Origin of the sequence: Paenarthrobacter sp. OM7, from assembly GCF_029873575.1 — a bacterium.
Taxonomy (GTDB): Bacteria; Actinomycetota; Actinomycetes; order Actinomycetales; family Micrococcaceae; genus Arthrobacter.
This window is the reverse complement of sequence record NZ_CP123579.1, coordinates 3,736,903-3,761,636: the sequence shown is the minus strand read 5'-3', so window position 1 is coordinate 3,761,636 and position 24,734 is coordinate 3,736,903. Positions and strand designations below refer to the sequence as shown.

20 protein-coding genes are annotated in these 24,734 nt (G+C 63.2%); 12 read left to right on the top strand and 8 right to left on the bottom strand.

What is annotated here, in order from left to right; all coding sequences use genetic code 11:
* Window positions 1-324 (bottom strand): YciI family protein, encoded by a 324-nt coding sequence (locus QEH68_RS17245; protein WP_280623550.1) that lies wholly within the window; start codon window positions 322-324, stop codon window positions 1-3.
* Window positions 325-436: 112 nt separating this feature from the next.
* Window positions 437-1,333, bottom strand: a complete 897-nt coding sequence (locus QEH68_RS17240; RefSeq protein ID WP_280623548.1) for a LysR family transcriptional regulator — start codon at window positions 1,331-1,333, stop codon at window positions 437-439.
* 91 nt (window positions 1,334-1,424) lie between these two features.
* On the opposite strand from QEH68_RS17240, the gene QEH68_RS17235 reads away from it, so the two are divergent.
* From QEH68_RS17235 to QEH68_RS17215, 5 genes are all read left to right on the top strand, one after another.
* A complete protein-coding gene (locus QEH68_RS17235; RefSeq protein ID WP_207594747.1) occupies window positions 1,425-2,228 on the top strand; it encodes an IclR family transcriptional regulator in 804 nt (267 codons plus the stop codon).
* Between the two features lie 247 nt (window positions 2,229-2,475).
* Window positions 2,476-3,864: an MFS transporter gene (locus QEH68_RS17230; RefSeq protein ID WP_280623543.1), complete on the top strand. Its 1,389-nt coding sequence runs from the start codon at window positions 2,476-2,478 to the stop codon at window positions 3,862-3,864.
* A gap of 106 nt (window positions 3,865-3,970) precedes the next feature.
* Window positions 3,971-5,110, top strand: coding sequence for a Gfo/Idh/MocA family oxidoreductase (locus tag QEH68_RS17225; RefSeq protein WP_280623541.1), 1,140 nt, complete (start codon window positions 3,971-3,973; stop codon window positions 5,108-5,110).
* 2 nt (window positions 5,111-5,112) lie between these two features.
* Complete coding sequence (locus QEH68_RS17220) at window positions 5,113-8,091, top strand: FAD-dependent oxidoreductase (protein WP_280623539.1); 2,979 nt, start codon at window positions 5,113-5,115, stop codon at window positions 8,089-8,091.
* On the top strand, window positions 8,088-9,851 hold the full coding sequence (locus tag QEH68_RS17215; protein WP_280623537.1) for an FAD-dependent oxidoreductase: 1,764 nt from the start codon (window positions 8,088-8,090) through the stop codon (window positions 9,849-9,851). Before QEH68_RS17220 ends, QEH68_RS17215 begins: the two co-directional genes overlap by 4 nt.
* Window positions 9,852-9,881: 30 nt before the next feature.
* Here QEH68_RS17215 and QEH68_RS17210 read toward each other — a convergent pair whose 3' ends face one another.
* From QEH68_RS17210 to QEH68_RS17200, 3 genes are all read right to left on the bottom strand, one after another.
* Window positions 9,882-12,077, bottom strand: a complete 2,196-nt coding sequence (locus QEH68_RS17210) for a transglycosylase domain-containing protein (protein WP_280623535.1) — start codon at window positions 12,075-12,077, stop codon at window positions 9,882-9,884.
* Between the two features lie 106 nt (window positions 12,078-12,183).
* Complete coding sequence (locus tag QEH68_RS17205) at window positions 12,184-12,684, bottom strand: ATP-binding protein (protein WP_242703397.1); 501 nt, start codon at window positions 12,682-12,684, stop codon at window positions 12,184-12,186.
* Window positions 12,685-12,882: 198 nt separating this feature from the next.
* Window positions 12,883-13,470, bottom strand: coding sequence for a DinB family protein (locus tag QEH68_RS17200; RefSeq protein ID WP_280623532.1), 588 nt, complete (start codon window positions 13,468-13,470; stop codon window positions 12,883-12,885).
* Window positions 13,471-13,687: 217 nt separating this feature from the next.
* Between QEH68_RS17200 and QEH68_RS17195 the strand changes: the two genes are divergently transcribed.
* Window positions 13,688-16,060: a polysaccharide lyase 8 family protein gene (locus QEH68_RS17195; RefSeq protein ID WP_280623530.1), complete on the top strand. Its 2,373-nt coding sequence runs from the start codon at window positions 13,688-13,690 to the stop codon at window positions 16,058-16,060.
* 60 nt (window positions 16,061-16,120) lie between these two features.
* On the opposite strand, the gene QEH68_RS17190 is transcribed toward QEH68_RS17195, so the two are convergent.
* Window positions 16,121-17,314, bottom strand: coding sequence for a substrate-binding domain-containing protein (locus QEH68_RS17190; protein WP_280623528.1), 1,194 nt, complete (start codon window positions 17,312-17,314; stop codon window positions 16,121-16,123).
* A gap of 152 nt (window positions 17,315-17,466) precedes the next feature.
* On the opposite strand from QEH68_RS17190, the gene QEH68_RS17185 reads away from it, so the two are divergent.
* On the top strand, window positions 17,467-18,966 hold the full coding sequence (locus QEH68_RS17185; protein ID WP_280623527.1) for a sulfatase-like hydrolase/transferase: 1,500 nt from the start codon (window positions 17,467-17,469) through the stop codon (window positions 18,964-18,966).
* On the opposite strand, the gene QEH68_RS17180 is transcribed toward QEH68_RS17185, so the two are convergent.
* The gene (locus tag QEH68_RS17180; RefSeq protein WP_280623526.1) at window positions 18,963-19,988 is read right to left on the bottom strand and encodes a Gfo/Idh/MocA family oxidoreductase; all 1,026 of its coding nucleotides are present in this window, start codon (window positions 19,986-19,988) and stop codon (window positions 18,963-18,965) included. The two genes, QEH68_RS17185 and QEH68_RS17180, sit on opposite strands and share 4 nt — an antisense overlap.
* A 253-nt stretch (window positions 19,989-20,241) precedes the next feature.
* Here QEH68_RS17180 and QEH68_RS17175 point away from each other — a divergent pair, with 253 nt between their 5' ends.
* From QEH68_RS17175 to QEH68_RS17165, 3 genes are read left to right on the top strand one after another with little or no spacing between them, the layout of a single operon-like run.
* Window positions 20,242-21,579, top strand: coding sequence for an extracellular solute-binding protein (locus QEH68_RS17175; protein WP_280623525.1), 1,338 nt, complete (start codon window positions 20,242-20,244; stop codon window positions 21,577-21,579).
* The gene (locus QEH68_RS17170) at window positions 21,579-22,577 is read left to right on the top strand and encodes a sugar ABC transporter permease (protein WP_280623524.1); all 999 of its coding nucleotides are present in this window, start codon (window positions 21,579-21,581) and stop codon (window positions 22,575-22,577) included. The genes QEH68_RS17175 and QEH68_RS17170 overlap by 1 nt, the downstream gene beginning before the upstream one ends.
* Before the next feature lie 10 nt (window positions 22,578-22,587).
* On the top strand, window positions 22,588-23,496 hold the full coding sequence (locus QEH68_RS17165; protein WP_207594714.1) for a carbohydrate ABC transporter permease: 909 nt from the start codon (window positions 22,588-22,590) through the stop codon (window positions 23,494-23,496).
* Between the two features lie 15 nt (window positions 23,497-23,511).
* Here QEH68_RS17165 and QEH68_RS17160 read toward each other — a convergent pair whose 3' ends face one another.
* Entirely contained in the window at window positions 23,512-23,871 is a 360-nt protein-coding gene (locus QEH68_RS17160; protein ID WP_280623523.1) for a VOC family protein, read from the bottom strand.
* 68 nt (window positions 23,872-23,939) lie between these two features.
* Here QEH68_RS17160 and QEH68_RS17155 point away from each other — a divergent pair, with 68 nt between their 5' ends.
* Together QEH68_RS17155 and QEH68_RS17150 are read left to right on the top strand one after the other, a co-directional pair.
* The gene (locus QEH68_RS17155) at window positions 23,940-24,254 is read left to right on the top strand and encodes an MmcQ/YjbR family DNA-binding protein (protein WP_207594712.1); all 315 of its coding nucleotides are present in this window, start codon (window positions 23,940-23,942) and stop codon (window positions 24,252-24,254) included.
* Between the two features lie 85 nt (window positions 24,255-24,339).
* Complete coding sequence (locus tag QEH68_RS17150) at window positions 24,340-24,651, top strand: hypothetical protein (RefSeq protein ID WP_280623522.1); 312 nt, start codon at window positions 24,340-24,342, stop codon at window positions 24,649-24,651.
* Window positions 24,652-24,734: the final 83 nt, after the last annotated feature.

The following is a 24,734-nucleotide window of genomic DNA, read 5'->3' as shown; positions in this document are numbered from 1 at the left end:
TCAGTTCTGCGCGGCGGTCTGCGCGGCTGCCGGCTGCGCAGCATCAGCGCCGAAGAAGATGTTCCACTGCCGCACGGTCCGTTCCTCAATGAGCCCTGCTTGATGGAACGGGTCCTGGTCCATAAGGGCTTCGACGTCGGCTTTGGTGTCACCGTCGATGATCAGCAGCGCGCCTGGTGATTCCTCCGGACCGAAAGGGCCGCTCTTGAGGAGGCGACCGCCGTCGAACTGGGCTTTGAGGAACTCCACGTGAGCGGGCCGGACTGTATCCCGGCCGGCAGACGTCGAGTCGGAGTAGGCGTATGTAACGGCAAACGTGGCCATGAGGGTGTCCTCTTCATTGAGTGAGTGGGGCTTTTCTCAATGCTGGGCAACGCATTAGCTCTTGTCCAATACTTAGTTGGTCTCTCACCATGTGCAGAAAACACATAGTGGGCTAGTCCCCAGGTGTTGGCAGCACCTCCTCAGCCAGTTGGATTGCCGCCCGAACGGCCGGAGACATGGAGCCAGGGTTCCAGGCGAGTCCGGAAAACAGGAGGACGTCGTCGCCTTGAAGCGGCAGGAAGACGATGCCCGCAGGCATGATCCCTTCAATTGACCCGGGCATCAGGCTGATGCCCACGCCACCGGCCACCAAGGACAGTGCCGTGTAGGGGTCGGAGACCTCCTGGGCGATCCTGGGGCGGAAACCGGCGGCAGCACACGCCGCGAAGGTGACCTCACGCAGCGTGGACCCTTGGGCGGCAGGCATGGTGATGAACGGATCACCTGCCAGCTCGGCCATTTCCACGGATGCATGTCCGGCAAGGGGGTGGTCTGCCGGCAGGGTGACCCCCAGGCGCTCAATGGCAATCCGGCGGGTGGCCAGCGACGGAGCGTCGATGGGTAGGCCGATAAAGGCCAGGTCCAGTGCACCGTTGCCCAGTTGGTGAAGTGCTTCCTGGGTCAGCAAGCCTCCCCGCAGCGTCACGTCGAGTTGCGGGTAGCGCTGGCGCAGGGCCCGTGTCAGTGGGGGAAGCGTGGCATGGTTCAGTGCACCCGAGAAGCCGATGGCGATTTTGCCATAGACGGTCCCCGTTCCGGCGCTGACAGCCCTGCGTGCCAGGTCCACTTCGTCCAGGATCCGGCGTGCGTGCGGCAACAGGGAATGCCCGGCCGGGGTCAGCGTGACGGACCGGGTGTTGCGGACAAAGAGCGGTGCGCCCAAGCCCTTTTCGAGCTTCTTGATGGTTTGGCTCAACGGCGACTGTGCCATGCGGAGCCGTTCTGCCGCCCTGCCGAAGTGCAATTCCTCTGCTACTGCCAGGAAGGCCTCAATTTGCCGCAGTTCCACGTTGCCTCCCGGATTCTCGCGCTTCAGTGCAAGGCTATATTGGGTTTGCGGTCCGCGATGCAGCCGACCGGAAAAGCACTACGGAGGCATCATGGCCAACTCGGCGTCGGGGGAGTCCGTGATCGAACGCGTCGTGAAGATCATGGATGCGTTTTCCAAAGGCCAGCCGTGGCTTCCCCTGAAGGACATGGTCCGGATTACCGGCATGTCCCGCAGCACGGTGCATCGCCTGGCCATGGACCTGGCAGCCAACGGACTCCTGGAGCGCAACGCTGCCGGCGAGTTCGGTGTCGGAATGAAGATGTGGGAACTGGCCTCCCGCAGTAATCCCCTGGAGGAATTCCGACGTCGCGGTTTGCCGTTCCTGGAAGGTGTGCACGCGGCGGTGCGGGAACACGTTGCCCTGTCCATTCCGGATGTGGAAACCAACAGTGTTCTTTACCTCGAACGCCTGGACCGGCATGGAACGGTCATGAACCTGGCGGAGGTTGCCGGCCGTCTGGACATCCACACGACGTCGTCGGGAATGGCCATGATGGCGCACATGCCGGGCTGGGTTCAGGACCGGTTCCTGGCAGGAAAGCTGGAGAAGACCACGCAGGCAACGGAGGTGGACCCTGCCAGGATCAGGAGCCACCTCGCCCAGATCCGCGAGCGTGGCTATGCCCGTTTGGTGGGTGTCCTGGTGGAGGAAAACACGGCCTATTCCGTGCCGGTGTTTGGCCAGGGCCAAGCCGTCATAGGTGCCATTTCCGTCGTCGTGCCTTCTGTGGACGAAGACGCCGGGCTGATACTCCCGGTCCTGGTGGCCGCAGGCCGCGGCTTGTCCCGGACCATGGGTGCTGAACGCCGGCCTTATGGCTCCCGTCCGTGGTTGTCCCACCTGGAGCCCTGACGGGTCAGATAAGAGACGTATCCCGTTCAACGGGAAGTTGTGCCGCTGCGTGTGACCTGGGTCCTACAGTCGATTCCAGAGGAACAATCGCCTGTGATCTGGAGCACAGCTACGGGAGTCGTTATCAACGGCTACCGGGCGGGCTGCACAACAAAGCAGCAGCCGGCGGTTTGTACCTCGTCCAATTCTTTGCCGGGCAAAGCACCATGGCGGTGCCACTTCCCGCGGCACTCAATGAGGAGACAGTATGGGACACGTGCAGCAGCACTCGCCCTCGGACGCCAACAATGCGGCCTCGCCGCTTGGAACAGAACCGGTTGGAACAGAGCCGGTTGAACACGTCAAAATGCCCAAGAAGGCGGCACTCGCCTCCTTCCTCGGATCCACCTTGGAGTACTACGACTTCTTCATCTACGGCACTGCCGCCGCCCTGATCTTCCCCAAGATCTTCTTCCCCGGCGGCGACCCCGTAGTGGCATTGCTCGGAGCGATGGCGACGTTCGGCGTGGGCTACCTTGCCCGGCCACTCGGCGGATTGGTGATGAGCCACTACGGTGACAAGATCGGCCGCAAGCAGGCACTGATGGTCACGCTGGTGATCATGGGCGTTGCCTCCATCGGCATCGGATTCCTGCCCACATATGGACAAATCGGCTACTGGGCAACGGCGTTGTTGCTGGTGGGCCGTCTGGCCCAGGGCTTCTCTGCCGGCGCTGAAGCCGCAGGTGCCTCGACCCTCACCATGGAACACTCACCCGAAGGCCGTCGCGCGTTCTTCACCAGCTTCGTGATGACCGGATATGCCTCTGGAATGGTGCTGTCCACGGTGGTCTTTATCCCCTTGGCAGCCCTGCCCGAAGTGCATCTGCTCAGCTGGGGCTGGCGCGTGCCGTTCTGGCTCTCGGTAGTAGTGCTTGCGGTGGCCTACTGGATCCGGACCCGCTTGGATGAGCCCCCGGTGTTCGAGGAAATCGTGGAGCATGAAAAGCCCAAGGCCATTCCCGCCGTCGCGGTCATGAAAACCCAGTGGCGCGACGTCCTGCGCGTTGGCGTGGTGATGCTGTTCTCCGTCATGCAGACCACCTTCACCGTGTACGCCTTGGCCTACGCCACCGGCCCCGCAGTGGGGATCGACCGCACCCTCATGCTCACCGTGAACGCCGTGACCATCGGACTGTCCATGGTGACCATCCCCATCTCGGCCATGATCTCGGACCGCGTTGGCCGCAAGAAGGTCCTCCTGGTGGGTGCCCTTGGCTGCGCTTTGACCACCATCGGCTATTTCTGGGCCATCAGCGAGCAGAACATCGCCCTGATCTTCCTGTTCGGTTTCCTGAACATGACGGTCTTCTACTCCTGCTGGAACGGCGTGTGGACGGTGTTCTTCCCTGAGATGTTCCCCGCAGCGGTCCGCTACTCCGGCATGGCGATCGGCAGCCAGATCGGCTTGATCCTGGCTGGCTTCGCACCGGCCATCGCAACCCTCTTGGCCCAGCCCGGACCGAACGGGTGGTGGCCGGTAGCGGGCTTCACCATCCTGTGCCTGGTGGCTTCGGGCATCGCCATCATGACGGCCCGGGAAACGTACAACGTCCCGCTCGAGGACCTTGGCAAACCGCGCACTTCCCTCAAGTAGCAAACAGCACGCACGACGCCGGGCGGCAGCTTCCGCCGCCCGGCGCGGTCCCTTCCACGTCAGAACCACAGCAAACGACTCATTTGCCCGAAAGTTGGATTACCCGATGACTTCGTCAGCAACCGCCCCCCGCATCTTCCGTGTTGGAATCGCGGGTTGCGGCGCCATTTCCCGCAACCACCTGGAAGCTTTCCTTGCATTGGACAACGTCCGGTTGGTGGGCGTCTGCGATGTGGATCCGGACCGGGCCTCAGCAACAGCCAAGACCTGGGGAGTCCCGAACGCGGTCACCAGCGTGGACGAGCTCCTCGCCCTGGACCTGGACATCGTTTCCGTCTGTACGCCGCATCCCACCCACGAGGACGTGGTGCTGAGGGCAGCCGCAGCCGGAATCAACGTTCTCTGCGAGAAACCCATAGCTACCAGACTGGAGTCCGCTGAGCGCATGGTGTCAGCCTGTGAAGACGCCGGAGTCCAGCTGGGGGTCCTTTTCCAGCGCCGCTTCTGGCCGGCGTCGCAGAAGATCCGCACCGCGATCGACGATGGCACGCTGGGCAAGGCGATCATGGCCCAGTGCTCGGTCATGCTGCACCGCGACCCGGACTACTACAACCGCGACACCTGGCGTGGCACGTGGGAGAACGACGGCGGCGGGGTGCTGATTTCCCAGGCCGTGCACCAGATCGACCTCCTCCAGTGGTACCTGGGGGACGTGGCCGAGGTTTACGGAAAGGTCAACACCTACCGCCACGGCGATTACATAGAGGTAGAAGATTCCGCAACGGCGGTGATCACCTTCACCTCCGGAGCCATGGCAACGCTGGAGGCCTCCACCGCGGTATCGCCCAACCTTGGAATCCAGCTCCGCATTACCGGCGAAACGGGCGCCTCGGCTTCCCTGACGGAGTTCCCGGAAGGCAGCGATGGTCGACTCGACCTGTGGGCGGTGGGTGAGCGAATCGTCGTCGAGCCTGTCCATCCTGAAGGCGTTGAACCGAACGTCGACCTGTCCGTCATCAACGGCCAGCTGATCCCGTTCCACAAACTGCAGGTGAAGGACTTCGTGCAGGCGCTGGAAACCGGCACCGAACCGGCCATCACGGGCAAAGACGCGCTGAAATCCTTGCGGATCCTGCTGGCAGTCTACGAGTCCTCACGCACCGGCCAACCCGTCCGCTTCGCCGCAGTACAGCCTACCCACGCAGCCATTCCAGAGCTGCGCGGACGTGAAAAGGTGGCTCGCTGACCATGGTTTCCACCACGCCCTCAGCGGGAATGCCGCTGACCCTGGGCCGCAACGGCCGCACGCCCAAGACACTCCGCAACCGCCTCGCGTCGGCCCCCATGAAACGCAATTACGGCACCACGGATGGGCACATCACCGAGCAATACATTGACTACCTCGTGACCCGCGCCCAGGCCGGCCTTGGCATGGTGACCACCGAAGCGACGTTTGTCCGCGCCGACGGCAAGGGCCGCACGCACCAACTCGGCCTGCACACGGACCACATGATCCCCGGGCTCCGCCGCCTCACCGACGCCCTGCACGCCGAAGGTGCGCTGGCCGCCGTCGAACTTAACCACGGCGGCCGCACCGCGCAGTCCTCAGTGTCCGGGTTCAAGAACCTCGCGCCGTCGCCGGTTCCCTGCCCGACGGCGGGTGGCGAGGTCCCGCGGGAACTCACCGCTGCCGAGTGTTATGAACTCGTGGCTGCCTATGCGGCAGCCGCCCGCCGCGCAGTGGCCGCTGGTTTCGACGTCATCAACCTCCACGGCGCGCACGGGTACCTGATCCACCAATTCATGTCGCCCATTTCCAACCATCGCACGGACGAGTTCGCGGCCCCGGAGTTCTTCATGAACCTGGTCATCGATGCCGTTCGCGAAGCAGTGCCGGACACGATCGTGGGCATGCGCGTTTCCGTGATGGAAGGTCCAGCCGATGGCATCAGCGCAGAACAGCAAGTGGCCATCATCGGGAAAGCCCATCTTGACAAGCTCGACTTCCTGGACCTTTCCGCAGGCAGCTACGACGCCGGCGAATGGATTGTGCAGTCGGGGGAGTGGAAGCCCGGAATCTTGTCCGACTACGCCCGGGCCTACCGCCAGTTCGGTCTCCCTTTGGGCATGGCCGGACGACTCAACAGCCCGGAAATCATTGAAGAAGTCCTCGCACGCGGCACCTGCGATTTCGTGAGCCTGGCGCGCGCCATCCATGCGGATCCTGCTTTTGTGGGCGGCGTGCTGCGCGGCGAACGCTACCGGCCGTGCATCGCCTGCAACGTCTGCATCGATAACCTGGGGCTCGGCCAAGTCACCTGCACGGTCAATCCTGCCGTGGGTCGTTCGCGTGTTCCCGTTTCAACCCCGGCCGTCCGCTCCGCCTCGCGAGTGCTGGTGGTGGGTGCCGGTCCCGCCGGGCTTACCGCTGCCCGCGAACTCGCCGAAGCGGGCGCCCTTGTGACCTTGGTGGACGACGGCGCACGGCCCGGCGGGCAGTTCGCGCTCGCCGAGCGCATGAGGTCCACGCCGGACTTCCACCGTTTCGCCGACTGGTCAGCCTCGGAGAACGAGCGCCTCGGCGTAGAGGTCCGCTTGGGTACCCATGCTGACACGTCCGACGTCGGTGGGTTGGTCCGCGATTTCGGCGCCGACGCAGTTGTCATCGCTATTGGTGGTCGTCGGCCTGAGGCAGGGTTTGTTGGCGGCGACTCGCCTCTCGTCTCCGATATCCGTGACTGGCTCGCTGCCCACCCGGAGATTCTGGACGGTTCTGCGGAGGTCTTTCCGGAAGCCGTGACCATCTGGGGCGCTGATTCCGTGGCCATGAGCGTGGCCGACACCCTGGCGGCCCTCGGAACTTCCGTGCTGGTGGTCGGACCGCAGGAAGCGCTGGCCCCGGAATCCGGACGTCGCGCCAAGATCCTGGCCGTGCCGCGCCTTGAAGCCAACCCGAAAGTGCGGATCTTCCTGGCCAGCACCATCGAGGAGTTTGACGGCAGCCGCGTACGGATCAGCCGGGCGGGTGTTCAGGACGAGTGGATTGAAGCCCCGGGGGAACTGCTGGTCTCGCGTTCGGTCCTGCCCTTGGACGGTTCCCTCACTCTGGAGCAACGGGAAGCTGGGCTCAGCCTGTCCGCTTCCGTTCCCGTCGCAGTGGCCGGAACGGTCGTCGATAAGACGCCAGCCATCGTGTCCAACGCGGTCAAGAGCGGCTACGACGCAGCCCAACGAATTGCCGCTGCCCTGACTGCGAGTGATGACACTGATGGTGCCGAGATCGCTGGAAACGTGCCGGATCGTCGTAGCTTTTCGGCGATCTCGCAGCTGACCGGCGATCCCGCTTCTCCCGGTGCCTCTGCCCCCGTCGCCAATCCACCCCTCGGCACGCCAGTGCGTCGGCTCGGACTTGCACAGCTCTCCCTTGTGGGAACCGCACCCCCGGACCTGGTAAGCATCGCCGCTGAGGCCGGGTTCGACTTCATCGGTGCACGCGTACGTCCCGTGACACCCACGGAGCGCCCGTACAACCTCCAGCCCGGCTCGCCCATGCTTCGCGAAACCCTGGCTCGAATGGCCGACACGGGAATCACCGTTGAAGACATCGAGTTCCTGCTTCTGGACGGAACCGGCCTGCAGAATGGCGCCGATCAACGCGAAGCCTGGCTGCGGATGATGGAGGCGGGTCAAGCACTGGGAGCGTCCACGCTGACAGTTGCATGTGCGGATCCGGACCTGGACCGTTTCGGGGATCATCTGGCGCAGATGACCCAGGACGGCAAAGCCTACGGAATCGTCCCCACGCTGGAACCCATCGCATATCAGACCGTCCGTTCGATCCCGCAGGCCGTTGAACTCGCGGACCGGGCAGGCTGCAAGATCGTGGTGGATGCACTCCACGTCAACCGCTTCGGCGGCACATGGGCCCAACTCGAAGACGCCGCGGGCCTGGTCCCCATGATCCAGCTCTGCGACGGTCCGTCCATCCCGCCGCCCGGCAGGGAAGGGCTGATCCTTGAGTCACGCTCGGAACGGGGTGTGCCGGGTGAAGGCCAATTCGACCTTCCAGCCATGCTCGCGTCGTTCCCCGCCGACACCCCCGTCAGCGTCGAAACCCCTTCCGGAAGCAGAGTGGCCGTCATGGGCGAACTCGCATGGGCCAAACAGCTGAAGGCAGCAGCCAACTCAGTCCTCACCACCCCCGCATTTACCTGGAGCACCACGTGAACAACACCCCATCCCTCCCCACCCTTGACTGCGATGTCCTCGTCATCGGCTCAGGAGCCGGAGGCCTCGCTGCGGCAGTGACAGCGGCCTACCACGGGCTGAAAGTCATCGTCGTGGAAAAGTCCGGAGTCTGCGGCGGCGCAACCTCGTGGTCCGGCGGCTGGGCGTGGGCTCCCGGTAACCCACTGGCGAAAGCCGGGGGCGTCAACGAAGACAAGGAGACATTCCGGGCTTACCTCCGTGCCGTCCTCGGCGACGACTATCGGGAGCAGAACGTAGAGGCCTTCCTCGAGGCTGCCCCACACATGGTGGGCTTCTTCCAGGAAAAGACGTCACTGCAATTCGTTCCGGGCAGCAAGATCAACGACATCTACGGCAAGCTCCCAGGCGCCGGCAAAGGCAACCGCTCTGTAGGGCCCAAACCCCTTAATGCCCGGACCATCAAGCCGGCCCTTCGTCACAAGATGCGCCATCAGCTGTACGAGACGTCCTTCCTCGGCATGGGCATCATGGCAGGGCCGGACCTCAGCAAGTTCCTCTCAGCGTCACAGGGCAACCTCAAAGGGATCTTCCACGCGGGGTGGCGTTTCGGCTTCCACCTCCTGGACCTGCTGACCCACCGCCGCAACATGCAGTTGGTCAACGGCACAGCGCTCACCGGCAGGCTTATGAAGTCCGCGGATGACCTGGGCGTCGACATCCGCGTCTCTACCCCTGCCACAGCGTTGCTCAGCGACGACGACGGCAAGGTGACCGGCGCCGTCGTGCGTTCTCCGGAAGGCGGGCTGCAGATCAACGCTGGCCGCGGCGTCGTGCTGGCCACCGGCGGTTTCTCCAACGATGTCCAGCGTCGCAAGGAGCTGTTTCCCAAGACTCCCACCGGACGGGAGCACTGGACACTTTCACCGCGCGAGACGGCCGGCGACGGCATCAACCTGGCCCAATCCGTCGGTGCGCGCTTCAAGACGGATGTGAAGTCGCCGGCCGCATGGTGCCCGGTGTCGCTGGTGCCATACCGCAACGGCCGGACCGGGGTGTTCCCGCACATCATGGACCGAGCCAAGCCCGGCAGCATCGGTGTCCGTTCGGATGGGAAGCGGTTCGTGAACGAGGCCAACGGCTACTACGACTACGTTGACGCACTCATCGCAGCGACCCCGGAAGGGGAGACCGTGGAGTCGTGGCAGATCGCGGACAGTCGGTTTGTGCGTAAATTCCCGCTCGGAATGGCCAAACCGCTGCCCGTGCCGTTGTTTCCCTATCTGCGTTCCGGATACCTCCTCAAGGGCCGGACGCTGGAAGAACTTGCCACGAAATGCGGCATCGACCCCGCAGAGTTGCGCCGCACTGTGGCGAGGTTCAACGCCAACGCCCGTGACGGCGTAGATCCCGACTTCGGACGGGGCGAGACGGCCTTCAACCGCTACGGCGGCGATCCCACCATCCAGCCGAACCCGTCATTGGGGCCCATCGAGAAGGGGCCGTTCTACGCGGTGCGTGTGGTGCCGGGCAGCTTCGGCACGTTTGCGGGGGTCGACACGGATGGCCGGTCCAGGGCCCTCAATGACGACGGCGTCCCCATCGAGGGCCTGTACGTCGCCGGCAACGACCAAGCCAACGTCATGGGCGGGCATTACCCGGCGGGCGGCATCAACCTGGGCCCGGCGCTGACGTTCGGGTACATCGCGGGCCGTCACCTCGCAGGCGTGGACAGCTACGAGGACGACGGCACGCGCGCTGACGCGGAGATCTCTCACTAGCCCGGAACTGCCGGCAACGCAGGGCTCCAGCTACCGTCCCGTCAACCGCGGAACCGCGGGCACCGTGGTGACGGGTGCCGGAGCCGGTGGGGGAGCAGGTGCTGCGAAGGGTCCGCTGGGGTAAAGGGCAGTGGCTTCCACCATGTAGTTGGCCCACTGGGGTCCAGCGATCATGTAGCCGTCCAGGGATTTGTAGAACTTTCCGTTGATGGTGACGTTCTGCCCGGCCCGCTGCTGTCCCGCCGTCGTATCGCCGAAGAACGACGCCGTGGAAAGAGAGGTGGTGTAACCGGCCACCCACGTGGCCCCGTTGTTGTTGGACGTGCCGGTCTTGGCAGCCACGGGAACCTTGGTGTGGACCTTGGGCTCGATCCACACACCGGAGCCCATCTTGAGTACATCCTGCAGGACGGCATTAACGCCACGGGCCACCGCCGGTTTCACCGCCTCCCGGCACTGGGGTGTTTGGGCTTCGAACTGGCGGCCCTGGGCATCGCTGATCTCAGTAATCGCGATGGGGGCGCAGTACGTGCCGTCATTGGCGAAGGTTGCGTAGGCGCTCGCCAGGACCAGTGGCGCAACGCCGATGGAGCCCAGCAGATTGCCGATCTGGTGCATGTTCACCGGAGCGTTGTCGAGCCCGCTGTGCAGGCCCACGGTATCGACCATTTTCTGGATGCCGCAGAAGTCCAACTGGGCTGCGGTAGCGAAAGTGGCCGTGTTGATGGAGTTGTAGAGGCCGTAGTTGATAGGCATGGCGCGGTAATAGCCCGGATCGTTGTTTTGCAGGTCGTCGTCGGCCCCCAGGTTCTGTGCCTTCTGGGCGGAGCTGTAGCCGCCCAACACCCTTCCGCAGCTGGAACGCCACGGGAACCCCACGGGGTAGACCCTGCGTGAGGCGTCAACCACGGCGGTGGGGTGCTTGCCTTGGTTGAGCCACTCGGCGTAAATGAACGGTTTCATGGTGGACCCCGGCTGGAACCCGCCGGCGCCGTTGAGGTCGTATCCGTTCTCGTCCTTGGCGTCCACGTTGAAGTTCAGCTGGGTATCGTATTTTCCTTCCTGCGGCACGAAGACCGTGTTTTGGGCCATCGACAGGATCTTTCCGGTGCCGGGCTGCACTGTGGTCATGGCCGCGCCCCACTTGTCCGGGTTGTCCCCGGCCGAGGCGTCCACTTGGGCCTGGGCAACTGCTTGGAGCCTGCTGTCCAAGGTGGTGGTGATAGTGAGGCCGCCCCGGTAGAGCAGGCGTTCGCGCTCGTTAACGGTGGAACCATAGGTCTCGTCGTTGAGGATCAGGTGGGAGACGTAGTCACAGAAGTAGGTGGCTATAGCTGCCCCCGCGCACCCCTGCCGGGAAGGCGTGATGTTCAGCTCTATGGGTGTTGCCACTGCCACGCCGTGGTCTACTGCCGTGATCATGCCCTGTTCCAGCATCCGGTCCAGGACGAGGTTGCGCCGGCTCAACGCTGCATCCGGGTCCACGGTGGGGTCGTAAATGCTGGGCCCATTGACCAGGCCGGCAAGGAGCGCGGCCTGTGGAAGGGTCAGGTCCTTCGCGGAGGTGCTGAAGAAGTATCGCGATGCGGCTTCAATGCCGTAGGCGTCCCGGTTGAAGAACACGATGTTCAGGTAGCCCTCAAGGATCTGTTCCTTGTTGAACCGCTTCTCCAGCTCGAGGGCGAGTTTGACCTCACGGAGTTTGTCTCCCATGGTTTTCTGGCCGCTGAGCACCACGTCTTCAGGACGCCCCTCGGACAGCCGCGACTCGTTGAGCACGTTGGTGACGTATTGCTGGGTCAGCGTGGATGCCCCTTGCCGTGTCCCTTTTGTCAGGTTGGAACTCAACGCCCGGATGATGCCTTGCGCGTCTACGCCGGCGTGATCGTAAAAGCGGCTGTCTTCGATGGCCACGATGGCTTCCCGGATGAACGGCGACATCTCCTCCAAGGGAACCTTGACCCGGTTTTCTGCGTAGAACGTGGCGATGTGTTGGCCGTCTGCGGAGACCATGGTGCTGGAAAGGGAGGGGGAATCGACGTTCAGCTCGCTCGGCAGGTCCTCATAGAAGCCGATCGACCCGCCCACGGTGGTGCTGGTGAAGGCCACCACGGGGACCACCAACCCGGAGATCAACACTCCGCAGAGGATACTTACCAGGAAGTAACCGAAGACCCTCAGGAGGACCTTGCCGAGACCGATCTTTGGACCCTTGTTGCGCGCCATTTTCGTGCCATTCCGTCGGGATGTCAGGCTGAAAAGTAGCTACAGAATACGTCCGGCAATGCGGTTGGGAAATGGCTGGGAGCCCAAATAAGGTCGCAAATCGGACTCAATCCAGCGGCAGCGTGACCCTGACGCTGGTGCCCCGCCCGAGGGCGGAGTCGATGTCTACTGTCCCGCCGGCGTCGTGCACTGCGATGGACATCAGCAGCAAGCCAAAACCGTGCCGCCGGCCGCTGGGCGAGGCGTGGATTTCAAAACCGGCGCCGTCGTCCGTGATGGTCAGCTGGATGCCGTGGTAGACGGCGTTGAGGCGGACGGTGAGCTCGCTGGCGCCGGCGTAATTGAGGGTGTTGCTGAAGGTTTCCTGCGCCACGTGATAAAGGAGGGCGGCGGCTTTCGATGAGATCTCGATGCCATGATGCGGGGTGTGCCAGTGCACGGTGACGCCGGTGCGTCGGAGCGGCGCGGCGAGTCGGTCGATGCATCCAGCGACGCCCAGCGCGTAAAAATCCACGGGGTGTTGATCCTGGATGATGCCCTTGACGGCAACTACCTCACTGAGTGCTGATGACTGCTCCATTGCGTCCCCCACATCGATGTCTTTCATACTTGAGATTCGTTGCCGAAACCCCTCGGTATTGGTGTTCCGACTGATTCCAGCGTGGCGCCGCTATATCAAGGAACCTTTTCGTTTGGCTCAAGTTCGCATCAAGTTTGTGGGGGAGGCTTGCAGGAGTCATGCCTCGTTTCTACGGAGCGAGGCTACGCCGGAGGTTTGCCCAACATATGCAGTGGCTGTGAAGGTTCACCAGTGCCGGCGGTCTGCCTCCCGGGCTGCTTCTTCGATGCGGTACCGGTGGGCTGCCCATTCCTCGGAGTTACGGCCGGGGATGTTGGGATCGCCCGGCCTCTGCCCCGCGGAGCCATCGATGAGCTCGCGGATGATGTCTGCGTGCCCCGCGTGCCTGGCGGTTTCCACGCACATGTGGACCAGGATCTGGTGGAGCGTGACGTTCTTCTTCTCGTCCGACCACCACGGCACCACGCCCGGTGCGTCCAACGGGAGGGTCTCGATGGTTTCATCGCTGTGCTTCGCGGAAAAGTGGTGCAACTCCAGGATCTCTTCCCGGCTCTCGGTGGCAGGGACCCACATATCGGAATCCGGTTCGGCGTCCTCCGCCAGCCACGGCATGTCCCTGCCGCTGGGCCGCCCGAATGTCACCCCGAAATAGTCGAGCTCCACGCTGGCCACGTGCTTCACCAAACCCAGCAAATTCGTGCCAGTGGGGGTCAAGGGCCGCCTGGCGTCGTACTCGCTGAGGTTCTCCACCTTGCCGAGTAGGTCCGCCCTCCGGAGCCGCAGGTACCCGAGCAACATCGCTTTGTCATCCATGGGGAGCACTTTACAGAAAGGCGGGACCCGCGACTTCGCTGGAACACTGTGGCTTCGCCGGAAAGTTCCAGCGGTCTCGCACGTTTCCAGCGACGGGGACGTACCAGGTACTGCTTTATTCCTCTCTTCGGCATCGCGTTGACTTCAACCCAAGCCAGTGGCGGACCCGGCGAAGGACGTCGGACCCTGTCCAGCCACGAGTGTTAGGAGCAACTCCTTGTCACTTCAATTCCCCCGCAGGACCCTGCTCCAGGGTGCCGGCGCACTATCCCTGGCGGCAGTGGTCAGCTCGATGTTCGCTCAGAACGCCTGGGCCGACGCAGAACCGGGCGCAGCGGAGTTCGCAGCGCTGCGAAACCGTTGGGTGGACCAGATCACCGGCCGTAATGTCATCCAAGCGGGCGATCCGGACTTCGCCAAAGCGGTCGCAGCCGTGAACACCAAAGCCGCCGACTCCTTGGCAAAACTCAACCGGGCGTCCGGGCGCACATCGGTCTTCACGGATCTGTCCTTCGCCAAGGATGCGGAGATGGTCACCACGTATACGCGCCTTTCCCAGCTCGCCACTGCCTGGGCGACACCCACGGCGGCAGTGTTTGGGGATGCCTCAGTGCTGGCAGATATCAAAGCCGGGCTTGCTGATGCCAACACCCTTTGCTACAACGACGCCAAGGAAGAGGTTGGCAACTGGTGGTCGTGGGAGATCGGCGTTCCCCGTGCACTCGCGGACGCCATGGTCCTGCTGCACGCCGAGCTGTCCGCCGTCGAAATCCAGGCCTACTCAGCGGCGATTGACCACTTTGTGCCCGACCCCTGGCTGCAGTTCCCACCCAAACGCGGAAAGATCACGTCCGTGGGGGCCAACAGGGTGGACCTGTGCCAGGGAATCATCATCCGGTCCCTGGCTGGCGAAGATCCGGCCAAACTCAAACATGCAGTCGCCGGACTCAGCCAAGTGTGGCAGTTCGTCACCAGCGGGGATGGAATCTTCCGCGATGGTTCGTTCATCCAACACAGCACCACCCCTTACACGGGCTCCTACGGTGTAGTCCTCCTCACCGGTTTGTCCAAGCTGTTCTCGGTGCTGGGAGGCTCGGCATTCGAGGTTTCCGACCCGTCGCGCAGCATCTTCTTCGACGCCGTGGAGGGTTCGTTTGCTCCCGTGATGATCAACGGAGCCATGGCCGATTCTGTTCGCGGCAGAAGCATCAGCAGGGAGGCCAACACCGGCTACGACCTCGGGGCATCGGCCATCGAGGCCATCCTGCTCCTGGCCCGGGCCATGGATCCGGCCACTGCCACCCGGTGGAGGGGATTATGCGCTGGCTGGATTACCCGCAATACCTACCGCCCGATCCTTGGCAGTGCAAGCGTGCCCAGGACGGCACTGGTGAAGGAACTCCAAGCCACAGGCGTTGCTCCCGTAGCAGAACCGGCAGGCCACAGGCTCTTCCCGGCGATGGACCGCACCATGCACCGGGGACCCGGATGGGCATTGTCGCTCTCCATGTCCAGCAATCGCATTGCCTGGTACGAATGCGGCAATGGAGAGAACAACCGCGGCTATCACACGGGTTCCGGCATGACCTACTTCTACACGTCCGACCTCGCCCAGTACGATGACGCGTTCTGGGCCACGGCCAACTACAACCGCCTCCCCGGCACCACCGTGGACACCACGCCCTTGCCGGACAAGGTGGAGGGTGAATGGGGCGCTGCGGTCCCGGCCAATGAGTGGAGCGGCGCCACAGCGCTGGGCGAGGTTGCCGCCGTCGGGCAGCATCTGGTGGGGCCGGGCCGCACGGGCTTGTCTGCAAGAAAGTCCTGGTTTGTCAGCGGCGATGTGACCGTATGCCTCGGCGCGGACATCAGCACTGGGTCCGGCGCCCGCGTGGAAACCATCGTTGACCACCGCAACCTCCACCAAGGCAGCAATGCACTCACGACGACGGCAGGCACCATCGCCGGATCGGCTGGCAGCGCTGAGGTACTGAGCGATGGGCGCTGGGTCCATTTGGAGGGTTTCGGAGGCTACGCCATGCTGGACGATTCTCCACTTCACGTGCTTCGGGAAACCCGGTCAGGCAGTTGGGCTGGGGTCAACGTCAACGGCAGTACCACGGTCCACCAGCGCAACTTCGCCACGCTCTACATAGACCACGGCGCCGGATCTGCCCCGGCCAGCTATGCGTATGTGGTGGCGCCAGGAGCCTCGCTGAACCTGACCCAAGAACTGGTGCAGGGAAACAAATACAGGGTGATCCGCAATGATTCCACAGCGCAATCCGTGGAATTCAAAGCCGCGAAGACCACGGCAGCCACGTTCTGGAAGCCCGGGACAGCAGGGGACTTGGGAGCGTCCGGAGCTGCCTGTGTGGTGTTCTCGAGGCACGGCAACGTCCTCAATCTGGCTTTCAGCGAGCCAACGCAAAAGGCTGCCAGCCTCACACTGACCCTGCCCGAGGGCACGTGGTCCAGCGTGGTGGAGGGTGCCGGCACACTGGGGACAAATGCTGCGGGACAAACCACCCTGACGTTGGACACCGCCGGGCTCAGCGGCCAGACAAAGCTCATCAAGCTCAGCCGCTAGACCCTCGTTGTGAGGCCCGTTCTGCACCCCATTTCGCCCTGAACGGCTGCTAAGCGGGCCTCACAACGCACGCGAAACCTGGGGAACCCCGCTCTTCCTGGCCCCACACGAATCACGGACAACAATGCGTGGCCGCAACCGGATTTGGTACAACGGACATGCGTCACCTTCGGTCAGCCGACGCAACAGGACATCGGCGGCCATGACGCCCAGTCTGTGCTTGGCCGGCGAGACCGCCGTGAGTGGTATTCGGGCGAGGTCGGCCATTTCGTCGTCGTAAGAAACCAGGGCGAGGTCCTCCGGCACCCGAACCCCGTGCCTGGACGCCGCTCCTTCCAGCAAAGCCGCTTCCCGGTCTCCGAAGACCAAGGCTGCTGTGGCGCCACTTTCTGCCAGCAGCTCGAACATGTGCTCCGCCTGATCGGCTTCCCACTCCGGCTTCGTTGCGCTGAATGCCATGCGCGTGTCGGTCTCCAACCCCAACGCCGCGATGGCAGCCGTATACCCTGCGATGACCGCAGCCTGCGTGGGATTGCTGCTGCGAGCGGCCTCGTTCGCCCGCGTGAGCAGCCCAATCTTTCGGTGACCCAAGCGGTGGAGGTGCATGACGGCGTCGTACGCTCCGCCTTGGTGATCAGAGCAGACGTGTTCTGTGAGGTCGCCTGGCCCCAGGTCGTCCAGGCTCCGCTCCAGGAGGACAACCGGCACGGGCAAGGCCATGAGCTCGGCAACGCGCTGCTGGGGGTTGGCCAAGCCGGTCAGCGTTGGCACCAGGATGAGGCCATCCACTCCGGCGTCCAGGAGGAACTGGATGCTGGCGTTCTCCCGGGTGAAGTCGTAATGGTACGTGGACAACTGCAGGCTTGCACCGCGGGCGGAGAGATGTTCCTCGATCCCCTGAAGAACGCGCGGGTAATAGAGCTGCGTGTCCGGGAGCAGTACGCCGATGACAAAACGGGAGCGCTTCTGCGCACGCTGGGGTGCGGCGACGAAACTGCCTGCACCTTGCCGCCGGACCACGAGCCCTTTGCCCACAAGGTCCTCGAAGGCCCGCCGCACCGTGGTCAGGGAGAGTCCGGTCTCTGCTGCCAGTTGCTGCTCGGTGGGGAGCTTCGTCCCCACCGCCCACGTACCGGCGATGATGTCCCTGCGGAGGTCGTCACTCAGGTCCTGGAACTTCAAATTGGCCTTGGCCGTGTCTCGAAGTGCTGTGGTACCGGAGTCCGCTTGCGGTTCCTGTTTCCTCTTTGGCATGATCCATCTCCACTTGTGGACAGACAATTTCTCTTATCATGCCCCACAATTTAGAGAGTATTCAGGGAGTAATTTCCTCCCCTCGTGAGTATTTTTATGCTGTTCGGGAATGCTCATTGATTCCTTGCCTTCGCCTTCCGTAGCAATGGAGGGTGTCCAACAAGAAGCCAAATATTCTCTTCATCCTCAGCGACGACCAAGGTGCGTGGGCCCTGGGCTGCGCGGGAAACACTGAGATCCACACCCCACATCTGGATGCCCTCGCTGCCCGTGGGACGCGCTTGGAGAACTTCTTCTGCGTCTCTCCCGTGTGCTCACCAGCGCGCGCCAGCCTGATGACCGGGGAGATCCCCTCACGGCACGGCGTCCACGACTACTTGGCCGGCGTTGAAACGGGACCTGAAGCAGTGGACTACCTCCAAGGGCAAGCACTGTTCACGGATGCCCTGGCCGATGCCGGCTACCGCCTGGGCCTCTCCGGCAAATGGCATCTCGGGGCCAATGACGTTCCGAGGAAAGGCTTCAGCCACTGGTTTGCGCTGGAGGGTGGCGGCAGTCCCTATGACAGCTCGGTAATGTACAGGTTCGACGGCGGCACCAGCCACCGGGAACTGGTCACCGAATACTTGACGGACGCGATTACCCGCGACGCAGTGGGCTTCGTCGATGAGGCTTCGCAGGAATCCGAACCCTTCTTCCTTGCCGTGAACTACACGGCTCCCCACAAGCCGTGGAAGGGCCAGCACCCGCCCGGGTTCGAGGAACTCTACAGCGACTGCGAGTTCATCAGTTGCCCGCAGGAGGCAATGCACCCATGGACTCCAACCGTGGAGGGTGTCCCAGTCGGCGGCGAGGCGGACGTGCGGGCCGCGTTGGTGGGGTACTTTGCCGCGGTGAGCGCCATGGACGCCGGGATTGGCAAGATCCTGCGCCGCCTGGAGGAATTGGGGATCCGGGACAACACCCTTGTGGTCTTCAGCAGTGATAACGGCTTCAACTGCGGCCACCACGGTATTTGGGGCAAGGGCAACGGGACGTTCCCGCAGAACGTCTACGATTCCTCCGTCAAGGTCCCCGCGATCTTCGCGCTCCCGGGCAGGGTCCAGCAGGGGCTGGTGCTGACGGAGCTGTTGTCCGCTTATGACGTAGCTGCCACCGTGCTGGAGCTAGCGGGCCTGGACTCCCGTCCCTTCGAGCGCGGGCCTGGGCAGTCCTTCGCGGAGCTGTTGCGCGCGCTGCCGGACCCCGCGGGGGACGCTGGCGGTAGGAACCCCGACGGCGGCGGCCCGCCCGCCGCTGCCGGGGACCGCGCCGTCGTGGTCTTTGACGAATACGGACCGGTCCGGATGATTCGCAGCACGGACTGGAAGTATGTGCACCGCTTTCCTCATGGTCCCCACGAACTTTACGACCTCGTGGCTGATCCGGGTGAACGCCTCAATCTGGTGGATCTGCCGGCGCATTCAACGCGGGTGGCCGGCATGCGGGCCCAACTGCAGGAATGGTTCCAGCGCCACGCTGCCCCCGGGCTCGATGGCAGCTGGCTTCCGGTAGCCGGCGCAGGCCAGACTGCGTCCGTGCTGGACGATCCCCTGGGGGCGTTCATTCCACCCAACTGGGATGGCACAGCCGCAGCCAGCCACGCTCTCTAGGGGACTTCGCTCAGGATCCGAGCGGTATTCGTGGCATCGCGGGACGCGTTGAGAACCACGGGGTTGCCTGATGTGGCTGCCTCGTAGGACGCCAGGACTACCTCGACGATGTGGCGGGCGTGGTCGACGCTGACTTTCGGTGTTCCGCCGTCGAGTACTGTGACGAAGTCCTGCAACTGCAGGAAGAAGCCTTGCTGGATATCCTCCGGCTGTGGCTCCCACACGGTGCGGGTGGCACCATTGCTGCGGACCAACGTTCCGTTGTGTGGGCTGCAGGAAATGGTGCCGTGTTCGCACACGACAAGGACCTCGTCCACGCGTTGGGCAGCATCGGACACCACCGAGATGCTGACGTGGACTCCGTTTCTGAGCGTCAGCGCGATGGCACCGTCGGTTTCTACGGGAACACCGAAGCGATTGAGGGTGGAGGCGTTCAACGAGCCAACTGCGGCGCCACCAAACCAGATGGAGCGGTCAAGGCAGTGGCCGCCGATGTTCATGAGTGCGCCACCACCAGCCATGGACTCGCTGAAGAACCAGTCCGGACGGCTCCCGGGACGGTAGTCGGTAGTCCTGTAATCGCGGATCATCAGGACACGGCCGAGTTCTCCGCTCGCCAGCACCTCCTCCGCCGCCAGCTTCTCCGGAAGGAAATGCTGAATCTGGCCGATCACCAAGGCCACTCCGGCCTCGTCACAGGCACGGATCATGCGATCACAGTCGGCGATCGTGGTGGCCATGGGCTTTTCCACCAGCACGTGTAACCCGTGGTCCGCTGCGGCCACCACCATCTCGAGGTGCAGTGCATGCGGAGTATTGATGATGACCGCGTGCAGGCCAGCCTCACGGAACATGGCCCGATAGTCCCCATAGACGGAAGCCCCCCATGGCGATGCGACCCTCTGTGCGGCTTCATCCCGCAGGTCGCAGACGGCGGCCAACTCCACGTTGCTGATCCGCGCTGCGGATGCTGCATGGAAGTGTGCCACGGCGCCCGCGCCAATGATCCCAAGTCGTATCAATTTCCCTCTTTAGCTCGGAGCCGGAGCGCGGGCCCGTTTGATCGGAACACCGCGCAAGTCTCCTCGATTGTTGGGCAGCCTGAAAAGAGGAATAAATGCCTAATTGGGCCGGACTCACCTGGGGTACGCCGGGGATGCCAAACCATCATCGAAACTTTCCAAAATACTCATTGAATCCTGCTTTCGGGGGCTGTGAGAGTCGTCTCACTGAACCGCATCCGGCTGGTTCCGCCTCACTCGAAAGGTGATTCCCATGGGCAAAACAGCCCGTCATCTTCGCCCGCTGGCCGCACTGTTGGGTGCAGCGCTTGCCTTGTCCACCACTGCTTGCGGCGGAGCCACCGATGCCTCCCCGGCCGCCGAAGCCGTGGATATTTCCGGGTCCATTTCCGGCCAGACCATCAACTATTGGTCGATGTGGAAGGACGGCGAACCTCAGCAAAAGGTCATCGCCACTGCCATCGCAGACTTCGAAAAAGAAACCGGAGCCAAAGTCAGCGTCCAATGGCAGGGACGAAGCAACACCGAAAAGCTCGTCCCCGCGCTGAACACCAACAACGTCCCGGACCTGGTGGACGGAACGCTCGCCAAGCTCGCTCCGGTGATCGGCGAAACCGGGCAGGCCAGCCCCCTGACGTCCGTCTACTCGTACGAGCTGGATGGGAAGACCGTCAGCTCAGTGATCCCGGAGAAGTTCACCAGCAACGGCGTCTTCAAGGGAGAAGACGGACAGCCCTGGATGGTTCCCTACAGCATCAGCTCCGACGGCATCTGGTTCGACGCCGCCAAACACCCGGAGCTCAAAGCCACGCCGCCCGCCACCTGGGATGAATTTATTGAGGTCCTGGACAAGCTGAAGGCAGGTGGAACAGCACCCATTGCCGCGGACGGTGACATCGCCGGCTACAACTCCACATGGTTCGTCACCGCGCTGCTCCGGCTCAAAGGTGCAGGCAGCTTCAAGGCCCTCGCCGAAGACAAGTCCGGTGAAGGGTGGGACGATCCCGCTGTCCTTGAAGCAGCCCAAAAGGTGGAAATCCTGGTTAAGGGCGGATACCTCAACAGTGGCTACAACGCCAGCAAGTTCCCGGCGCAACAGCAGCTCTGGGCGAACGGCGATGCGGCACTGATCCTCAACGGCTCATGGACGCCCACGGAAACCGGCTCATATGCCGCACCCGGCTTCGAATATTCCTCCTTCCAGTTCCCGGCCATCGACGGCAAGCCAGCCAGTGCCCGCGTGGACTTCATTGGTTTCGCTGTTCCAGCAAAATCCAAGAACCAGGTTCCTGCCCAGCGACTTGCGGCGTACCTGCTGGGCGCCAAGTACCAGGACGCCCTCGGAACAGACGCCAAGGTGCTGCCGGTGAGGCAGGACGCACCGGTGGACCCCGCCGTCGCAAGCGTCAAAGCCGCCATCGACGCCGCTCCGGCCACGCATCTGCAGAACGACGGCGTGACGTTCCCCGGTTACACCGAGAAAGTCTTCTTCCCCAGGGACGATGAACTGTTCCTTGGAAAGACCACAGCCGCAGAGTTCGTGGCCAAGATGAAGGAAGCCCAGATCCAGTACTGGAAGGACAACGGCTGATGTCCGTGGGTCTGAAGGAGCCACGCGCCAGGAAAGCGGCACTGCAGAATCCGGTCTCCCGCAATCCGGTGGCCACAAGGGCATCAGCTCAAGGCCGCCGGCCGGGAAGTTCCATTGACGTGCAGCGCAAGAAACTGCTGATTCCCTTCGTGGGTCCGGCATTCGTCTTGTACACCGTCCTCTTCATCGTCCCCGCCCTGGGCGCAGTCTGGATCAGCCTCCACAAGTGGGCAGGTTCCGGACCCATGAAATTCGTGGGCCTGGACAATTACGGCCGGATTTTCCGGGACCCGCTGTTCCTGTCATCGTTCGGCAACACCCTGCTTCTGCTGTTCGTGGTGGGAGCCGCGATCTTCATTCTCGCTTTTGCCATGACGCTCGTCCTCCGGGACATGGCAGGGAAGAAAGTGGTCCGTAACGTCATCTTCTTCCCGCACCTCATCAACGCGCTCGTGTTCGGCGTCCTGGCAGGCTTCATCTTCAACCCCGGCGGTATGGTGAACAGCATCTTGGCACCTCTTGGTGTGACGGATCCGCCAAAGTGGCTGGCGCAGGACAACATCTTCCCGCTCATCATGGTCACGCTGGTCTGCACTACCACCGGCTACTTCACCACCATCCTGATGGCCGGCGTCGACCGTATTCCGCCTTACTACTACGAGGACTGTGCACTGGCAGGGGCCACCGCGTTCCAGAGGCTGCGGTATGTCGTCCTCCCGCTGACCTGGGACGTCTTCGGTACCTGTGCCGTGCTGTGGACCATCTCGTCGGTGAAGATCTTCGAGATCGTCTGGGTCTTCGGTGGAAGTTCCGGGGCCGGGGTGCCGCCAACCCAGAGCTGGACGGCCGCCGTCTACACCTACGTCAACGCCTTCTCCGGACAGTCCACGCCGGCCTATGGAGCCGCAACGGCCTCTGCCGTGTTGTCCCTGGCGCTGATCTCCATCCTGGTTGTCCTGCTGCGCCGCGCAATGCGTCGCGACGCCGTCGAGTTCTAAAGGAAATGTCATGAGCGAATACAAACTGCTGGGACCCATGGCTACCACCCGCAGGCGGGGACGCCGGGGCGTCAGTCCCGCGTTGCGCGGCGAGCGCAGCGTGGTCCGTGGCATCGGGGTGGGTCTGCTGTGGTTGGTGGTCGCGATCAGCATCGCGGCACTGGTGTGGATGGTGGCACAGGCATTTCGGGATACCCGTGCCATTCTTGATGACCCTTGGGGGGTGCCGTCGTCCCTGGACTTCGGCAACTTCGTGCGGGCCTGGACGGTGGGAGACTTCGCGGTGGCCACATGGAACAGCCTGCTGACCACGGTGGTGTCCTCGGTCCTGACGGTCGCCATCGCCGCGCCGTGTGCCTACTACCTGAGCCGTGTGGACAACAGGCTGACCCGCGGCCTGAGCCTCTACTTCATCCTGGGCCTGGGTATTCCGGCGCAGGTCATTCTGATTCCACTCTTCGTCATGCTGAACAAGGTGTATCTTACGGACAGCATCATCGGATTGAACCTCGTCTACATTGGGGTTTCCATGCCCTTCACGGTCTTCCTGCTGACCGCCTTCTTCCGTTCCCTCCCCCTGGAGATGGAAGAAGCCGCAGCCTTGGACGGGACCACGGCCTTCGGAACGTTCTGGCGCATTACCCTGCCCTTGGCCAAGGGAGGCATCCTCACAGCCTTCATCCTCCAGGTCATCTCGCACTGGAACGAAACCCTTCTGGCCTTGACCCTGCTGCAATCCACTGAGAAATACACGCTCCCGGTAGCGCTGATTTCGTTCGTGCAGCAGCAGACTTACTCGGGCGCTGACTGGGGCGGGCTGTTTGCCGGCCTTGTGATGGTTGTGCTGCCCATGCTGGTTATCTACGTGTGGCTGGGCAGACGCCTCACCGAGGGACTCACGCTGGGGATGGGCAAGTAGCCCCCGACGCCGGTGCTACCGCGGACTTTTGTCGATCACGCAGAAGCGGTTGCCGTCCGGGTCAGCGAGGACCACGAAGTCCGGATCCTCGGGGTACAGGTCCCAGTCAACTCGTTGGGCGCCGAGCCCGATGAGCCGCTCCACCTCGGCAACCTGGTCATCCGCGTAGAGGTCAAGGTGAGTGCGGGGGTGATCCTGTACCGGTGTTTCACTGAGCATGAGGGCCAGTTGGGGTCCGGTGCCGGACGCCGGTTCCAGGATCACCCACGTGTCATCGCCCGGTTCTCGTGGGACGTATCCAAGGGCTTGGTGCCAGAACCGGGTGGCGCGGGCCATGTCATTGATGCCCAGGACTGTGCTGCCGATAGTCAACATGGGGCCAGCGTAGCGGCGGTGCCCTGGCATGTCTTGTCCATTGCGCAGCACCAGTGCCACAGTGAACCATGGCCACAGAAGACGATATCCGGCGCATCTGCCTGGGCATGCCCGGTGTAAGTGAGCGTCCCAGTTGGGGACAGCCCGCCTGGTTCGCAAAGACCCTCATGGCCCGCATCTGGGAAGAAGGCGTGGGCACCGTCAAAACCGATGAACGCGAAGCGCTCGCAGCCATGAATCCGGATACCTTCTTCTGGACCCCACATCACGACCAATCCCCGCAACTCATGCTGATCAGGCTCGAGCGAATCGGCACGGACGAGTTGGATGAGTTGCTGCAGGAGTCGTACCGAATCGCCGGCGGCCCAGGCAAACCCAACTGAGTAACAGCAAACGTCCCATTGAGCGCTCAGTAGAACATGTGCTGTTACCCAGTTGGGTGCGGGCGGTCGGGCTAGACTCGGCCGTATGGGGGATCACAACACGCTTGGGGAACACAACACACCGCAGCCTGCCCGCAAACTGGCAGCCGTCGTCGTGCCTTTGCTGGGGTTAATCGCCGTGGTTGTGGGCGTGATCGTGGCGTGGAACGGCATGAGTGACCAGATTGGCTGGTTTGCCTACGCGCCACTGAGCGACAGTGTGTTCGTGGGGGACAACGGCTCCTTCGTGAGTAAAGGGACCCAGCTCGGCTTGGCCGTGGCGGGGGTTGGCCTGTTGGTCCTCGCGTTCTGGGCGGGACTCGCCGTCGGCCGTCGCAGAAGCCGCCCAGAGCGCTGAGTTCGCCGCAGAAACGCGAAATCGCCGGAAAGCTCCAGGCGAACTGGCAGCGTTCCGGCGATCTCGGCGCAAGCAAGCAACAG

Coding starts and splice junctions, on each gene's coding strand:
- QEH68_RS17245 (WP_280623550.1), bottom strand. CDS start 324: ATGGCCACGTTTGCCGTTACATACGCCTACTCCGACTCGACGTCTGCC.
- QEH68_RS17235 (WP_207594747.1), top strand. CDS start 1,425: ATGGCCAACTCGGCGTCGGGGGAGTCCGTGATCGAACGCGTCGTGAAG.
- QEH68_RS17230 (WP_280623543.1), top strand. CDS start 2,476: ATGGGACACGTGCAGCAGCACTCGCCCTCGGACGCCAACAATGCGGCC.
- QEH68_RS17225 (WP_280623541.1), top strand. CDS start 3,971: ATGACTTCGTCAGCAACCGCCCCCCGCATCTTCCGTGTTGGAATCGCG.
- QEH68_RS17220 (WP_280623539.1), top strand. CDS start 5,113: ATGGTTTCCACCACGCCCTCAGCGGGAATGCCGCTGACCCTGGGCCGC.
- QEH68_RS17210 (WP_280623535.1), bottom strand. CDS start 12,077: ATGGCGCGCAACAAGGGTCCAAAGATCGGTCTCGGCAAGGTCCTCCTG.
- QEH68_RS17205 (WP_242703397.1), bottom strand. CDS start 12,684: ATGAAAGACATCGATGTGGGGGACGCAATGGAGCAGTCATCAGCACTC.
- QEH68_RS17200 (WP_280623532.1), bottom strand. CDS start 13,470: ATGGATGACAAAGCGATGTTGCTCGGGTACCTGCGGCTCCGGAGGGCG.
- QEH68_RS17190 (WP_280623528.1), bottom strand. CDS start 17,314: ATGCCAAAGAGGAAACAGGAACCGCAAGCGGACTCCGGTACCACAGCA.
- QEH68_RS17175 (WP_280623525.1), top strand. CDS start 20,242: ATGGGCAAAACAGCCCGTCATCTTCGCCCGCTGGCCGCACTGTTGGGT.
- QEH68_RS17170 (WP_280623524.1), top strand. CDS start 21,579: ATGTCCGTGGGTCTGAAGGAGCCACGCGCCAGGAAAGCGGCACTGCAG.
- QEH68_RS17165 (WP_207594714.1), top strand. CDS start 22,588: ATGAGCGAATACAAACTGCTGGGACCCATGGCTACCACCCGCAGGCGG.
- QEH68_RS17160 (WP_280623523.1), bottom strand. CDS start 23,871: ATGTTGACTATCGGCAGCACAGTCCTGGGCATCAATGACATGGCCCGC.
- QEH68_RS17155 (WP_207594712.1), top strand. CDS start 23,940: ATGGCCACAGAAGACGATATCCGGCGCATCTGCCTGGGCATGCCCGGT.
- QEH68_RS17150 (WP_280623522.1), top strand. CDS start 24,340: ATGGGGGATCACAACACGCTTGGGGAACACAACACACCGCAGCCTGCC.